The organism is Faecalitalea cylindroides (assembly GCF_028321995.1).
Lineage (GTDB): Bacteria > Bacillota_I > Bacilli_A > Erysipelotrichales > Erysipelotrichaceae > Faecalitalea > Faecalitalea cylindroides.
Map to the genome: position 1 here is coordinate 125,223 of NZ_JAQLXG010000003.1, position 14,790 is coordinate 140,012.

12 protein-coding genes, 1 other RNA gene and 1 riboswitch are annotated in these 14,790 nt (G+C 36.3%); of the genes, 6 read left to right on the top strand and 7 right to left on the bottom strand.

The window, feature by feature from the left end; translation table 11 throughout:
* Positions 1-97: 97 nt before the first annotated feature.
* From def to PND65_RS03045, 4 genes are all read left to right on the top strand, one after another.
* Entirely contained in the window at positions 98-652 is a 555-nt protein-coding gene (gene def / locus PND65_RS03030) for a peptide deformylase (RefSeq protein WP_022355678.1), read from the top strand.
* Positions 653-723: 71 nt separating this feature from the next.
* Positions 724-2,532, top strand: coding sequence for a ribonuclease J1 (gene rnjA, locus PND65_RS03035; protein WP_087158406.1), 1,809 nt, complete (start codon positions 724-726; stop codon positions 2,530-2,532).
* A 73-nt stretch (positions 2,533-2,605) separates the two neighbouring features.
* Positions 2,606-3,463: a metallophosphoesterase gene (locus PND65_RS03040; RefSeq protein ID WP_271990262.1), complete on the top strand. Its 858-nt coding sequence runs from the start codon at positions 2,606-2,608 to the stop codon at positions 3,461-3,463.
* Positions 3,464-3,483: 20 nt separating this feature from the next.
* Positions 3,484-3,585: riboswitch (TPP riboswitch) on the top strand.
* A gap of 47 nt (positions 3,586-3,632) precedes the next feature.
* Positions 3,633-4,142: an energy-coupled thiamine transporter ThiT gene (locus PND65_RS03045; RefSeq protein ID WP_022355675.1), complete on the top strand. Its 510-nt coding sequence runs from the start codon at positions 3,633-3,635 to the stop codon at positions 4,140-4,142.
* A gap of 25 nt (positions 4,143-4,167) precedes the next feature.
* Here PND65_RS03045 and PND65_RS03050 read toward each other — a convergent pair whose 3' ends face one another.
* The 4 genes from PND65_RS03050 to PND65_RS03065 form a co-directional block, all read right to left on the bottom strand.
* The gene (locus tag PND65_RS03050) at positions 4,168-5,046 is read right to left on the bottom strand and encodes a sugar phosphate isomerase/epimerase family protein (RefSeq protein WP_035401458.1); all 879 of its coding nucleotides are present in this window, start codon (positions 5,044-5,046) and stop codon (positions 4,168-4,170) included.
* A gap of 184 nt (positions 5,047-5,230) precedes the next feature.
* A complete protein-coding gene (locus PND65_RS03055; protein WP_022355673.1) occupies positions 5,231-6,181 on the bottom strand; it encodes a magnesium transporter CorA family protein in 951 nt (316 codons plus the stop codon).
* 187 nt (positions 6,182-6,368) lie between these two features.
* Positions 6,369-6,705: RNase P RNA component class B (gene rnpB / locus PND65_RS03060), an RNA gene on the bottom strand.
* Between the two features lie 14 nt (positions 6,706-6,719).
* A complete protein-coding gene (locus PND65_RS03065) occupies positions 6,720-7,052 on the bottom strand; it encodes a DivIVA domain-containing protein (protein WP_015536244.1) in 333 nt (110 codons plus the stop codon).
* A 98-nt stretch (positions 7,053-7,150) separates the two neighbouring features.
* On the opposite strand from PND65_RS03065, the gene recU reads away from it, so the two are divergent.
* Both recU and PND65_RS03075 read left to right on the top strand, forming a co-directional pair.
* A complete protein-coding gene (gene recU, locus PND65_RS03070) occupies positions 7,151-7,735 on the top strand; it encodes a Holliday junction resolvase RecU (protein WP_081683629.1) in 585 nt (194 codons plus the stop codon).
* A 4-nt stretch (positions 7,736-7,739) separates the two neighbouring features.
* Entirely contained in the window at positions 7,740-10,274 is a 2,535-nt protein-coding gene (locus tag PND65_RS03075) for a transglycosylase domain-containing protein (protein WP_271990264.1), read from the top strand.
* A gap of 67 nt (positions 10,275-10,341) precedes the next feature.
* On the opposite strand, the gene PND65_RS03080 is transcribed toward PND65_RS03075, so the two are convergent.
* The 3 genes from PND65_RS03080 to pflB form a co-directional block, all read right to left on the bottom strand.
* Entirely contained in the window at positions 10,342-11,673 is a 1,332-nt protein-coding gene (locus tag PND65_RS03080) for an MATE family efflux transporter (protein WP_271990266.1), read from the bottom strand.
* Positions 11,674-11,757: 84 nt separating this feature from the next.
* Positions 11,758-12,489: a pyruvate formate-lyase-activating protein gene (pflA, locus tag PND65_RS03085; RefSeq protein WP_271990268.1), complete on the bottom strand. Its 732-nt coding sequence runs from the start codon at positions 12,487-12,489 to the stop codon at positions 11,758-11,760.
* Positions 12,490-12,534: 45 nt separating this feature from the next.
* The gene (pflB, locus tag PND65_RS03090; RefSeq protein WP_035401450.1) at positions 12,535-14,781 is read right to left on the bottom strand and encodes a formate C-acetyltransferase; all 2,247 of its coding nucleotides are present in this window, start codon (positions 14,779-14,781) and stop codon (positions 12,535-12,537) included.
* Positions 14,782-14,790 lie beyond the last annotated feature (9 nt).

Genomic DNA, 14,790 nt, shown 5'->3' on the forward strand with positions numbered 1-14,790 from the left:
ACCTATTTTAACACATGTGTAAAGCAATGAGAAAAATAATCAAATAAATTGTCATTTATCAAAAAATAAACTAGAATAGAGTCCGAGGATAAAAATTATGAAGATTACATGTGAGAATATCATCTTGGACACAGATCCAAGAATTAGACAAAAAAGTGAAAAAGTAGAGCTCCCCTTAAACCAAGAAGATAAAGAGCTTCTAGAAGCACTGTTAGAATATGTGCGTAATTCAACCGATGAAGAAATTGCCGAAAGAGACAATCTAGAACCAGCTGTAGGTATTGCGGCCATTCAAGTAGGAGTTCCTAAAAAATTAATTGCGGTCGTTGTACCGGACGAAGAAGGCAATGTGCAGGAAGTTGCCCTTGCCAATCCTAAAATCATCAGTGAATCTGTACAAAACGCTTACTTAGATAATGGAGAAGGATGCTTATCCGTCAAAGAGGTTCATGAAGGACACGTATTCCGTCATGCACGCATCAAAGTTCGTGGCTATGACTTGATCAAAGACGATAATGTAACTATCAGCGCAGAAGGTTATTTTGCGATAGCCTTACAACACGAAATTGATCATTTATCTGGAATATTGTTCTATGATCGCATTGATAAAAACGATCCATGGAAAGAAGATGAGTTGGCAGAAGTTATTTAGCTTCTGCTTTTTTTTAAGATATTTGTTTGTTATAATGATAAAAGAAAAACGGAATTAGAAAGAGGAAGAATATGCCAACTAGACAAAATAATGTTTTAGGGCATACGAACTCAAGAAAACCATATCATACCAAAAATCATGTTGAGAAAACCGATACCCTCATCTATGCATTAGGTGGACTAGGCGAAGTTGGTAAAAACATGTATTGTTATGAACACGAGAATGAAATATGCATCGTAGACTGCGGTGTTTTATTTCCTGGTGATGAGCTTTTGGGTGTCGATTATGTCATTCCTGACTATCACCACTTGATTCGTATGAACAAAAAAAGGAAATTTTTAGTAATAACACATGGACATGAGGACCACATTGGAGGAATCCCATTCCTATTAAAACAAGTACAAATCGATGCGATTTATGCACCTCGATTTGCCAAAGCTTTAATTCAAAAAAAATTAAGTGAACATAAAGGATTAGAGAACACAAAAATCATTGAAATCAACGAAGATAGTCGCGTTTCAACTCGTTATTTTACCGTTGGATTTTTCAATACGATCCACTCCATCCCAGATTCATTAGGAGTATTGATCACAACACCAAATGGAACGATCGTACATACAGGTGACTTCAAATTTGACTTAACTCCAGTTGGAACCAATGCCGATTATCAAAAAATGGCTCATATTGGAGTTTTAAAACCAGATTTATTAATGTCGGATTCTACCAATTCAGGTGTTGAAGACTTTTCTATTTCAGAAAAGAAAGTTGCAGACGAGATCTTAGAAATCATGCGCAAAACAAAACAGCGCTTGATTGTTGCGACATTTGCCTCAAATGTACATCGCGTTTCTCAAATCATTGAAGCAGCCGTCAAATGCAAACGTAAAGTTATCGTGTTTGGTCGAAGCATGGAAAATGTGGTGGATATTGGACGAAAAATGGGTACGATCCATATCAAGAACAGTGATATGTTATCACCGGATGAATTAGCACATACACCAGATGATAAAATCTGTATCATCTGTACAGGAAGCCAGGGAGAACCTTTGGCTGCACTAAGTCGAATTGCCAATGGTACACATCGTCACATTCATCTAAAACCAGGTGATACGATCGTTTTCTCCAGCAATCCAATCCCAGGAAACACATCCAGTGTTAATAAAGTCGTAGACAATTTGTTCCGTGCTGGAGCTACCGTTCTTACAAAATCAGTTTTGAACAATCTGCACACAACAGGGCACGCTTCTAAAGAAGAACAAAAACTTATGCTGCAATTGATTCGTCCAAGATATTTCATGCCTGTACATGGCGAATATAAAATGTTGATGCAGCATCGTCAAACCGCCATGGAGGTAGGTATCCCTAAAGAAAACATCTTTGTTTGCGCCAATGGAGATATCTTGATTTTGCGTAATCATGAAATTCTTCAAAGCGACTGGCGATACCAGGGAGATGATATCTATGTCGATGGAAATGACATCAGTGGATTATCCACTGCAGTCTTAAAAGATCGTCGCATATTGGCAGACAACGGATTGGTAGCAGTCGTTATTGCCATTGATTCCAAGATCAATAAGATCTTGATGCGTCCGGTTATCGTATCACGTGGTTTTGTGTTCATCAAAGATTCACAGGGATTGATCAAGGAAGCTGAATTTATCGTAAATGCTTCTTTACAGGAAAGAATGAAAGAAAAAACTACATTCTCTGAATTGAAAAACTGTGTTCGCTCAACACTGGAACCTTTCTTATATAGAAAGACACATCGAAATCCAATCGTAATTCCTGTTATCATCAATTCCAAGGCTACGATGGAAGAATTACAAAACGCGCGAAAAACAGCACGTAAACCCCGCAAGGTAAATACTTCACATGAATAGGGTAACTTCAAAGTTATCCTTTTTTTGATTTTTCAATTTGATATGTTACAATTTTTTGCATAGGGGTGAACATATGGAAATTACAAATCTACAAAAAAAGTTGATCATTCTTCTAAGTATCCTTGTCGGTATCATGGTATCGATCACTTTTTCTTTGTATCGGGCAATCTATGTAAATCCTAATAATCTAAACGTTATTTATCAAACTCTGCAGGATGAAGCTATCCCAACAAGTTTGAATGATGTATCCATCCTTTACTTCACAGACTTAGAATTCGGCGAGTTTCAAAATCAAGAACGAACGGAAAATCTCTTTAACACCATCTATGATCTAGCTCCAGATGTTGTGATCTTCGGTGGTGATTTATATGATTCATCTGATCAGATCAATGATGAAAACAATCAACTTTTAATTAACTATTTATCAAAAATCGATGCTCCTTTAGGTAAATTTACGGTTCTTGGTGAAAAAGATCAGTTAGATGAAACGATGTTAAATACGGTAAATAACATTTATTCCAATAGCCAGTTTGAAATCTTAAGTGATATCAATGTTAAAATTGGAAATCAATCCACTGCATCAATTCGTTTAATTGGTTTATCTTCACAGCCTAACTTCGAACAAGCGTTATCTAATTTAAGTTCCGATGAATACAATCTGTTGATAAGTCATTATCCAGATACGCTAGTTAATGAAACACTTGCTTCATATCCGATTTCCTTAGCTCTTGCAGGACATTCTCATGGTACACAAGTAACCTATCCAATCATTGGAGGTTATAGAAGTATCGAAAATGCCACCCAGTTAAATCGATCCATCTCGAGAAATCTAAGTTTTGATTATATTATCTCTAGTGGAGTTGGTTGTACAAATGTCAATGTTCGTTTGTTGTCTACACCAGAAATTTATTATTTTAACTTGCATCATTAAAAAAAATATCTATAATAGAACTGTCAAGACAGGGGCGCCAATTTTGGCTGAGATGTTATGATAACGGTCCCTCATGACCTGAACTAGGTAATGCTAGCGTAGGGAGTCTATAAAAGTATTTGATATTTTTGTAATGATCCTTACGCCTCAAACATGGAGGTGTTTTTTTATGAAGAATTTATCAGTTAAAGATCTAGTTTTGATGGCGTTTTATGTTGCCCTATTTATGGTATTGGACACATTTGTCAATACATTAGGAATCTTCCAAATGCCAAACGGAGGAAGCCTAGGTGTATCTACTCTAGCTTTGTTAATGGCTAGTTATCATCTAGGATGGAAGAAAGGATTGTTTGTATCCGTTGTTTCCGTATTCGCTCAATTTGTAACAGGACCTATGTATACACCTGATTTACTAGGTTTTTTACTAGACTATTTATTAGCATTCAGTGTATATGGAATCGCATGTTTGTTTCCAAACTTTGGTTATTTCTATACAGGTGTATTGGTAACAAACTTCATTCGTTTTGTTTGTTCAACCATTTCTGGAACTGTTGTGTGGGGTGTTGATTTATGGGGAAGCATCGTTTACCAGGCAACATACATGGTTCCAACTTTGATCTTAGGTTTGATCATCGTTCCTCTTCTATATAAAGCTGTAGAACCAAGCATCAAGAAATAAAATAAAAAGCAGGAATCCCTGCTTTTTATTTTGTCTTTTCTTGTAGTCTTTTCATGCATAACAAGGCTTCTTTATGACTAACTTCTGGCTCTAAGGACAGTGCTTTATCATAGCCTTGTTCTTTTAGGTAGGCAAAGATAGAATCATAATCAATATCCCCATCATAGATTGGTTTATGCACAAACGGTTTTTTAAATCCTTCTACATAATGATAATCTTTGACATGAATATGATCGATGTAAGGATAAACTTCTTTTAATTCTTCAATCAGTGTTATCCCCTGATATTCTAATGGAACATTTTGTTTAAAGGCGCGATATGAATTGGCTGGATCCCACAAAAGCTTGAGATAAGGACTATTGATCTGTTGAACCAATTGTAAGGTCATCTTCCCCTTTGGTAGATGCGAATATGGACAATTCTCTAAGACAAGCGTAATTCCATAATTACGAGCAATTTTTTCTGCCAACAATAGGTTATTCAAGATAATTTCCATATCCTCTTTTGTGCCAAAAGGCGGTTTTCTATTATCTGGCCAACGGAATGGAAATACACGAATTCGTTTACAGTCAAGTTCTAGAGCAATTTTACAAGCATTCTCAAGATACCTTAAATGCGTGTGAACATTTCCTTTAATCGAATAAAACTCAGGATTGAACAAAGTAACTTGATCATTTTCGTATAAAGGACACAAGAAAAAGATAGTACTCGCTATGTTCGTTACTTTTACTTCATAACGTTGAACTAATTCTTTAATTTTTTTTACTTCTTTGTCGTTACACTCTTCGATAGATTTTGAAAAAACATTATGGATTTCGATATACTTATAGCCATGTTCATGAATGATTTGTAAAGCTGTTTCAAAATCCTGATTGATTTGATCGGTAATTATTGATAATTGCATGATATCACTTCCTTGCTTCAAGCATAGCACAGCCACAAAAAAAAGAAAGTAAATGTTATAACTTTTAAATTGTTTTGTGCTTCTAATAAAAAAACAATTCATTTCGAATATAGCGATGAAAAAAAGAGTCTTGACTCAAAATAGATATTAGATCTACTGAGCTCTTAGACTCTATTTTTCTATATCAATGAAACATATCTTTTTTAGAAAAGATATACGTTGCGATCGCACATGCAACAACGGCAATACCAATTGGAATCCAGATACTTGAAGCAAATGGAAGTCCATCAACATTCATTCCATAAAAACTGAAGATAATATTTGGAATTGACATTACGATCGTGATAACGGTTAAAACTTTCATTACGATGTTCAAGTTATTAGAAATCACGCTCGCAAAGGCATCCATCGTACCAGACAAGATATTTGAATAAATGTTACACATCTCAATGGCCTGATGCACCTCAATCATTACGTCTTCCAACAAATCCTCATCTTCTTCATATAGTTTAATTTGTTTTCCTCGCATGATCTTATTTAAAGTAATCTCAACAGATTTTAAAGATGTTGAAAAATATACTAAAGATTTTTCCAACCCTAACATCTGAATCAATTCTTTATTTTGCATGGACTGATGTAAACGCATTTCTGTTCTTGAAGATAAGCGATCAATTTGTCTTAAGTAAATTAAATAGCGTTGTGATATGCGCAAGACAAGTAACAACAAGAAACGTGTTTTTAAACGAGTATCAATTCCTTTGATTCGCTGCTGAGCCATATCTTCTATATTGTAATTTTCATGTAGAGAAATTGTTACAATATATCCTTTTAAAATCACAACACCTAATGGCAAGGTCGTATATTGCAAAGTTGTAAAATCTTCTCCGGTCTGCTCATCATCGGCACTTGGATAGTCGACAATGACCAGTGTCTGTCTAAAATCATCATCGTAATCGATATGTGAACTTTCTTCTTCATCCAAAGAAGATTTTACAAATTCCGGCAAAACTCCAATTTCTTCAATTAGATAATTTCTTTCTTCTTCTGTGGGTGCTACCGCATTGATCCAGCAACCTGGTTCAGCTGCATCAATCTTGCGTGTACCATCTTCAAATGTTTTGTAGAATTCTAACACAGTACCCCTCCTTTATAGACGGAGGCTACTGTTTAACGATGCCTCCGCATTTGTCAAAACTATTCGAATAATATTCACTCGGATCTGGAGACATCATTCCACCTACTTTCTTTCCTCAGGTATTGTATCACATAATTTTAAAAATACGAGAAAAAAAGCAGGATTTTACACCTGCTTAACATCTGGATCAATAAGCCATGTTCTGTTCTGACAAGTCAGTGACAGTCATTTATCTATAACTTTCGTTATCCAGCCTTCATTTCGTTTCAATCCGGCTGACTCCCCTACCAAATTTGGGTTTCTCGCTTGCGGGGTTTACCCGTTCCACTCAATATGTTTCCATATTGACTCGTCTCTGTGGCACTTTTATAGTCTATTTCCATAGTTTCCCTTAGGAAAATCGACGGCCGTCAGGTTGGGACCTGCCTAGACTTATTAATTCATCTAGCACAAACACTACGATCATCACAGATCGTGCGAGCATGGACTTTCCTCTAGCTTAACGCCAGCGACTGTCTAGACCCAGACTCATCTTCTCTTACTGATTAAATACAGCTTTCTCTAAACGTGCGATACGTTTTAAAACGTCTACCATATCGCTGTTACCATTCACAAAGTCAGCATTAACTTTTTCGTTCAAGTTTTGATTTTCTGTCTGAAGAGTGAAAATTTGTTGAGAAAGTTCTTTAATTTTCTCTTCATAACGGGTCAAAGCCTGTCCTAATTCTTCAATTTTTTCATCATATATCTGATAATCTTCAATGATCTGATCTAGAAATTCATCTACTTCTGCAGGCGCATATCCTTTAATATCTACATGAAATTCTTTTTCATAAATAACTTGAGCTGTCAAATTTGTATCTTTTGCCATAATTCGTTCCCCCAATTCTCTATACATTATGCCGTCTTTGGACTAAAAAATCAATTGCAAATTTGAATGTTCTTATCTTTTCATATATAATATTTTCGATGAGCACGATAAAATATCCTACCGCTATTTCACCGGTTAATTTATCACAGTCCAGCACGACTTATTCACAACGAGGAATGAGTCTTGAATCAGATATCAATGATTCAAACAAGTATTATAGAGCTTGTGATATTGCGCTGATATATAAGAAACCAACACCTATACAAGTGGTTCGAGTGGATTACCCGGCTAGAAATAAGGCTAAGATTGTAGAAGCTTATTATAAAACTCCTTCTACTACAGATTACAATGGGGTATATAGGGGATGTTATATCGACTTTGAAGCAAAGGAAACGAAAAATAAAACTGGATTCCCAAAAATGATGATCCATGATCATCAAATCGAGCATCTAGAAAAAGTCAAGCTCCACAAAGGAATTGGTTTCTTTATCATTCGTTTTTCATATTATCACCAAACTTTTTTAGTCGATGCTCCATTGCTTATCAAAGAATATCATCAGACGACAAAAAGCTTTATTCCATATAAATGGTTTTTAGAAAATGGTCAACTGATCAAAGAAGGACTGCGTCCACGATTAGCGTACTTAAAAGAAGTGGATGCAAAATATTTTAAGGAGGATTGAATTCATGGCAAAACTAATGTCAAAACTCAAGAATAATACAAGTTCAGATTCCAAGCCACCAAAAAGTCCTAAACCAAAAGGGCGAAGAAAACTGGATATTTGGAATAAACTCGCTATTGGGGTCCTGACAGTTTTTTTGGTAGGATGCATATCTGTATTCTTTATCCTTGTTAATATTGTCAATGATCCAGATGGTATGCGTTTTAATCAGGACGGACTTGTCACAACACAAAACACGCGAATATTTGACGGAAATGGAAACTTATGGACAGAATTAGGTTCTGAAATTCGTGAAGATGTATCTTATGAACAAATACCACAGTCTGTAATTGATGCCTTTTTAGCTATTGAAGATTCTCGTTTCTTTGAACATAATGGATTTGACCTTCCTCGTTTTATGGCCGCTGCCTTAACCAACCTAAGAACTGGAGACTTCTCACAGGGTGGTTCAACATTGACCATGCAGATGATTGACAATGCTTTCACAAAACAAAAAGAAGAACAGTTAAAAGAATCTGGAAGCTATACAACAGTAGATCAAATCAAATTAAAGGTTCAAGAGATTTATCTATCTTTGATTGCAGAGCAGACGATTGATAAAGAAGCTATCTTTGAATTCTATGTAAATCGAATCTGGTTTGGTTCAGGTGGTAATACTCGAGGCATACAAAAAGCAGCCAATTATTATTTCAATAAAGATGTTTCTCAATTGAATGTCGGTGAAGCTGCATTTTTAGCCGGAGCAATCAATGCGCCTGACTACTACAATCCAATCAATAACATCAATGATCCAGATACCAATCATTTACAACTTGCGACAGAACGTCGTAATACAACACTGGCAATGATGTTACAACACGGATACATCACCGAAGAAGAATACAATTTATATGTAAATACAGATCTTTCATTTTCTCTTCAGTATGTAGAACAGGAAAACTCAAATCCATATGCTGCATACTTAGATCAAGTACTAAATGAAGCTGCAACCTTAACTAGACAAGATCCAGCTATTGTTCCAATGGACATTTATACATGTCTTGATACTGATCTTCAAAATCAGGCAAACGCTATCTGTAATGGTGAAATCTTTGCCTTCCCAGATGAAGCGTTTGATGTAGGTTTCACGTTTGTAGATAATGACACCGGTGAAGTCTTGGCAGTCGGTCCAGGTCGTTTCTATGATTCTACATCAGCTGATCGTAAAGATAGTTCAATTATGCAACGTTCACCTGGTTCATCTATGAAACCATTATTAGCCTATGCATCGACTTTCGATATTTTAGGTTGGTCTACAGTGCATACAGTAAATGACGTCGCAAAAGATTACTTTAAATCAGGAACTAATTTAGGTAACTCCGATGGTAAATACGATGGAAAAATGTCATTGGCCAAAGCCTTAGGAGTTTCTAAAAATACGCCGGCTGCTCAAGCCATGATCGATCTCGTTGATCAGACAGGTTATGATCACTGGATTGAATATTGTAAGAATCTGGGATATACCGATGATGTTGCAGAAGCTTTCGTTGAACAATATTGTATCGGTGGTGCTGATATGCAGGCCTCTTCAAGAGAACAGGCAAGTGCATATACGATATTTGCCAATGGTGGAAAACGAATCGAAGATCATACGATTCGTAAGATCGTATACCGTAATGATAATTCTGAAGTCACTCCGAATTTAGAACCTATTCAAGTAATTTCAGAACAAGCCGCATGGATGATGTCTCAATTATTATATGACGTAGTCAATGGAAACTATGGAATGATGAATGATCAGTTAGCTTCATCTTCTTATCCAATCTATGGTAAATCTGGTACATCCGACTGGGGAATTTACGGATTGGAATACGGTATTCCACAAGCTGCAATTCGTGATGAATGGTCAGTTGGATATTCGAGTGCATACACTGTCGCCTGCTGGTCTGGTTACTTAACTCAATATGAACAGCAAGGTTACTATATACCAGTTAACCAGATCATATATTACAATATGGCATTTGAAATCACTGATTACTTATTAGATTACATGAGTTCTAGAGAACAATATGTTGATATCCCTCGCCCAGATGGAATCACTGATTATAAAGGTGGTTATATCAAGACTGAATTTGCTAGCAAAGGAGATCCAGATACATCTTCAACAGATGACGATGAAGATGATACATCTGAAGAACAACAAGCTTGTGAAGCTGAAGGCGGTACTTGGGATGCAGAAAGCTCTACTTGTGTAAAAGAAGAGGAAGAAGAACCTGAAACTCCAACTCCTGAAGAAGAATGTATCGCCAATGGCGGTACTTGGGATGGTACAGCATGTACATATCCTCCAACTCCTGAAGAAGAATGTATTGCTCAAGGTGGTACTTGGGATGGCACAACATGTACATATCCACCAACTCCAGGTGGAGGAACCGGCGGTGATGGTGGCCAAGGAGGTTCCGGAAATGATGGTAATACAGGTGCACAGACACAAAATATTGCTGCTATCTTAAGCTGGGATCCAAGAAAGTTGATTCAACAATTATTAAACCTATTTTAAATAAAAAGAGGAGGTACGATCAATCGTACCTCTTTTCATTTACAAAAAAAGACGAACTACTCGTCTTTTAAAATAATTCTCTATGTTTAATGATATCATAAACATAATATAAAGAAGATATTCCCCAAGTTAGAGGGTAAACCCAATAAACAAATTGTATATTATGGAACAAATATCCAGTCACACTTAAGAAAACAACTCGAATAATGCACCAAGATACGATCATTACCATCATAGGGATCATAGGTTGCCCCGCACCTCGTTTTACCGCCGATATCGCATGTGTAAAAGCTAACAAACAGAAGAAAAAGCCTGCAATCTGGGATCTAGCAACACCAAATGATATTACCTCTGGATTATTATCAAATAATAGAATCAATTGATTAGCGAACAATACTGTCCCTATTCCTATCATTTCAGCAATCACAACACTGCATACAATTCCAAAAATTGCTCCTTTTTGGGCACGCTTTTCTTGTCTGGCTCCCAAATTTTGACCAACAAATGTCGTAATTGCGTTATTAAAACTCATAATCGGTAAAAAGGCAAAACCTTCAATTTTTGAATACGCTCCACAACCAGCCATGGCCATTGCTCCAAAAACATTAATATTGGATTGAACTACGACATTAGCTACCCCGGTAATCGAATTCTGTATTCCACTTGGAATTCCATTGCGCAATATTTCTCTCAACATTTCCTTATTAATTCGAACTTCACGAAAAGAAAGATGATAGCTTTCCTGACTTTTGTGTAACAGGCGCATACATAAAAATGCACTTACAAACTGAGAAAGAATAGTCGCAAAAGCTGCCGCCTCGACCCCCATTTCAAACCATGCGATCAACACATAATCTAGGACAATATTAATCAGGCTCGAAATGATCAAATAATACAATGGATGTTTGCTGTCACCTAGTGATTGAAGGATTCCTACAAAGATATTATACATAACAAGTCCTAAAGCCCCTGCAAAATAAACACGAAAATATTTTAACGATTCTGGCATGACCGTTTCTGGTGTGCCCATCAATTCCAATATAAATGGTGCTAATACTACTCCTAAAACCGTCAAAACAACAGACATGATCAATCCAAAAGCAACATCTGTATGTATCGCAATGCGAAGATTTTCATGATCCTGCGCTCCAAAATATCGCGAAATTACCACTCCAGCACCTAAGGCAATCCCATTAAACAATCCTATCATCATAAATATTAAATTTCCTGATGAGCTTACAGCCGCTAAGGCCTCACTTCCTAAAAAATTACCAACAATTAATGAATCAGCCGCATTATATAACTGTTGAAATAGATTGCTAAAAAATATTGGTAATGCGAATACAACCATTTGTTTCCAAATAGTTCCTTGTGTCATCGATTTTTGTAAAACTGCCATATTTAATCACCTTTGATATTATAACAGAAACTGAATATCCTTTTATAGTATATAATTTCCATTCGATAGGAAAAGGCTGACTTATTATCGCCAGCCTGTCTTTAAAATTTTATTTGCGTTTTCTATTCTATCTTTTGTTGGAGGATCAATGCCTTCTAAAGGATACGATAGACCTAACTCACGCCATTTATATGCCCCCAATGTGTGATACGGTAAAACTTCCACTCTTTCTACATTCTTTAGCTTTGAAATGAACTGAGATAATTCTTTTAAGAATATATCTTCATCTGTTCTTTGTGGAACTAGAACATGACGAATCCAAACCGGTTTATTAATTTTGGAAAGATATTTTGCCATTTCCAGTATATTTTGATTTGTATGTCCTGTTAACAATTGATGTTTAGCATTATCTATATGTTTGATATCCAATAAAACTAAATCACACACATCCATCAATCGATTAAACTTTTTAAAAAATGGTTCATTATACGTAAATGGCTGCCCACATGTATCAAGAACAGTATGAACACCTTCTCTCTTGGCAAGAGTAAACAATTCAATCAAAAAGTCAATTTGTAACAATGGTTCTCCACCACTTACAGTAATACCGCCTTTTTCCTTCCAATAAGGGCGATAACGCAAAGCTTTATTTAATACATCTTCTGGATCTTGATCAGGCTCTTGAATTTTCCACGTATCAGCATTATGACAAAATTGACAACGCATCTTGCATCCTTGCATAAAGATCACATAACGAACACCTGGCCCATCCACAGATCCAAAAGTTTCAATTGAATGAATTGAACCTAAAGTCATAAGTACTTCCTTTCTAAAAAAAGCCTGAGTACAGGCTTTTTAATTTTATAGATGATCGTGACATGTACGAGCAATAACATCTAATTGTTGCTCACGAGTTAAATCGATGAACTTAACCGCATATCCAGAAACACGAATCGTAAAGTTTTGATATTCTTCTTTTTCCGGATGCTCCATTGCATCTTTTAACTTTTCAACACCAAATACATTTACATTTAAATGATGTGCTCCTTGATCAAAGTATCCGTCCATAACATGAACTAAATTCTCTGCTCTTTCCTCATCGTCATGCCCTAACGCTCCAGGATTGATCGTTTGCGTATTTGAGATACCATCAAGCGCATATTCATATGGAAGTTTAGCTACAGAGTTTAAAGATGCCAACAAGCCATTCTTTTCTGCACCATAAGATGGGTTTGCACCTGGTGATAAAGGTTCCCCTGCTTTTCGACCATCTGGTAAAGCACCTGTTGCCTTTCCATATACAACATTTGATGTAATTGTCAAAATAGAAGTTGTTGGTTCACTATCACGATATGTATGATGCTTTTCAATTTTGCGCATAAATGTCTTTAACAACCATACTGCGATTTCATCGGCCCTATCATCATCATTTCCATAACGAGGGAAATCTCCTTCAATCTCATAATCTACGACTAAGCCATCTTCATCACGTACAGTTTTCACTTTTGCGTATTTAATAGCACATAATGAATCTACTACATGAGAGAATCCCGCAATACCTGTCGCAAATGTACGACGAACATTTGTATCGATCAAAGCCATCTGGCTTGCTTCATAATAATATTTATCATGCATATACTGAATCAAATTCAGTGTATTTACATATAATCCAGACAACCAATCCATCATGATGTCATATTTATGCATTACTTCATCAAAGTCTAAATATTCACTTGTAATTGGTTTATATTCAGGCCCTACCTGTGTTTTTGTCTTTTCATCAACTCCACCATTGATTGCGTACAACAAACATTTCGCAAGATTTGCACGAGCTCCAAAGAACTGCATTTCTTTTCCTGTCTGTGTTGCACTTACGCAGCAACATACTGCATAGTCATCACCCCAAACTGGGCGCATTACATCATCGTTTTCATATTGAACAGAGCTTGTCGCAACACTGATCTTAGCTGCATACTTTTTAAAGTTTTCTGGTAAGTGAGATGAATACAATACAGTCAAGTTTGGTTCAGGACTAGGTCCCATGTTTTCAAGAGTATGTAGGAAACGATAACATGTTTTAGTTACCATATGTCTTCCATCCATACCAATACCCGCAACATCTAAAGTAGCCCAAACCGGGTCACCAGAGAATAATTGATTATAGCTAGGAATACGGGCAAATTTAACCATTCTAAACTTCATGGTCATATGGTCAATGATTTCCTGTGCCTGACTTTCTGTTAAGATTCCTGCTTTTAGATCACGTTCAAAATAAATATCAAGGAAAGTAGAAATACGTCCGACACTCATAGCTGCACCGTTTTGTGTTTTAATTGCAGCTAAATATCCAAAATATAACCATTGTGCAGCTTCCTTAGCGTTTTTAGCTGGTCCAGAAATATCATAGCCATAGGCAGCAGCCATTTCTTTCATGCCTTTTAAAGCCTTGATTTGATCAGCTAATTCTTCACGCTGACGAATGATATGATCCAGCATTGTACCATCGCCACAAAGTGCCAGATCTTCTTCCTTTTTCTCAATCAAATAATCAATTCCATACAGTGCAACACGGCGATAATCACCAACGATACGTCCACGCCCATATGTATCTGGAAGTCCTGTGATGATCTTATTGCGTCGTGCAGCACGCATTTCCGGCGTATATGCACTAAATACCGCATCGTTATGAGTTTTATGATATTTTGTAAAAATTTCATGTAATTTCTCACTTGGTTTATAACCATATGTGGTACATGCCTCTTCACTCATACGAATTCCACCATAAGGCATAAAAGCACGTTTTAATGGTTTATCCGTCTGTAAGCCGACGATCTGTTCAAGATCTTTCATTGATTCATCAATATAACCAGGTCCATAAGATGTCAAAGAAGAAACAATCTCTGTTTCCATATCTAAAACGCCACCTTTGGCACGCTCTTCTTTTTGAAGCTTTTGAAGAGCTCCCCATAATTTTTCTGTTGCTTGTGTTGGTTCAGCCATGAAGCTTTCATCTCCATCATATGGAGTATAGTTGTTCTGAATAAATTCACGAACATCCACTTCATCCTGCCATTTTGTTCCTTTGAAACCTTGCCACTCTTTTCTCATGTTGTCCTC

What these genes read in the sequence shown, in the direction of transcription:
- PND65_RS03045 (WP_022355675.1), top strand. Translation starts at nt 3,633, where the DNA reads ATGAAGAATTTATCAGTTAAAGATCTAGTTTTGATGGCGTTTTATGTT.
- pflB (WP_035401450.1), bottom strand. Translation starts at nt 14,781, where the DNA reads ATGAGAAAAGAGTGGCAAGGTTTCAAAGGAACAAAATGGCAGGATGAA.
- PND65_RS03065 (WP_015536244.1), bottom strand. Translation starts at nt 7,052, where the DNA reads ATGGCAAAAGATACAAATTTGACAGCTCAAGTTATTTATGAAAAAGAA.
- PND65_RS03050 (WP_035401458.1), bottom strand. Translation starts at nt 5,046, where the DNA reads ATGCAATTATCAATAATTACCGATCAAATCAATCAGGATTTTGAAACA.
- rnjA (WP_087158406.1), top strand. Translation starts at nt 724, where the DNA reads ATGCCAACTAGACAAAATAATGTTTTAGGGCATACGAACTCAAGAAAA.
- pflA (WP_271990268.1), bottom strand. Translation starts at nt 12,489, where the DNA reads ATGACTTTAGGTTCAATTCATTCAATTGAAACTTTTGGATCTGTGGAT.
- PND65_RS03040 (WP_271990262.1), top strand. Translation starts at nt 2,606, where the DNA reads ATGGAAATTACAAATCTACAAAAAAAGTTGATCATTCTTCTAAGTATC.
- recU (WP_081683629.1), top strand. Translation starts at nt 7,151, where the DNA reads ATGAGCACGATAAAATATCCTACCGCTATTTCACCGGTTAATTTATCA.
- PND65_RS03080 (WP_271990266.1), bottom strand. Translation starts at nt 11,673, where the DNA reads ATGGCAGTTTTACAAAAATCGATGACACAAGGAACTATTTGGAAACAA.
- PND65_RS03075 (WP_271990264.1), top strand. Translation starts at nt 7,740, where the DNA reads ATGGCAAAACTAATGTCAAAACTCAAGAATAATACAAGTTCAGATTCC.
- def (WP_022355678.1), top strand. Translation starts at nt 98, where the DNA reads ATGAAGATTACATGTGAGAATATCATCTTGGACACAGATCCAAGAATT.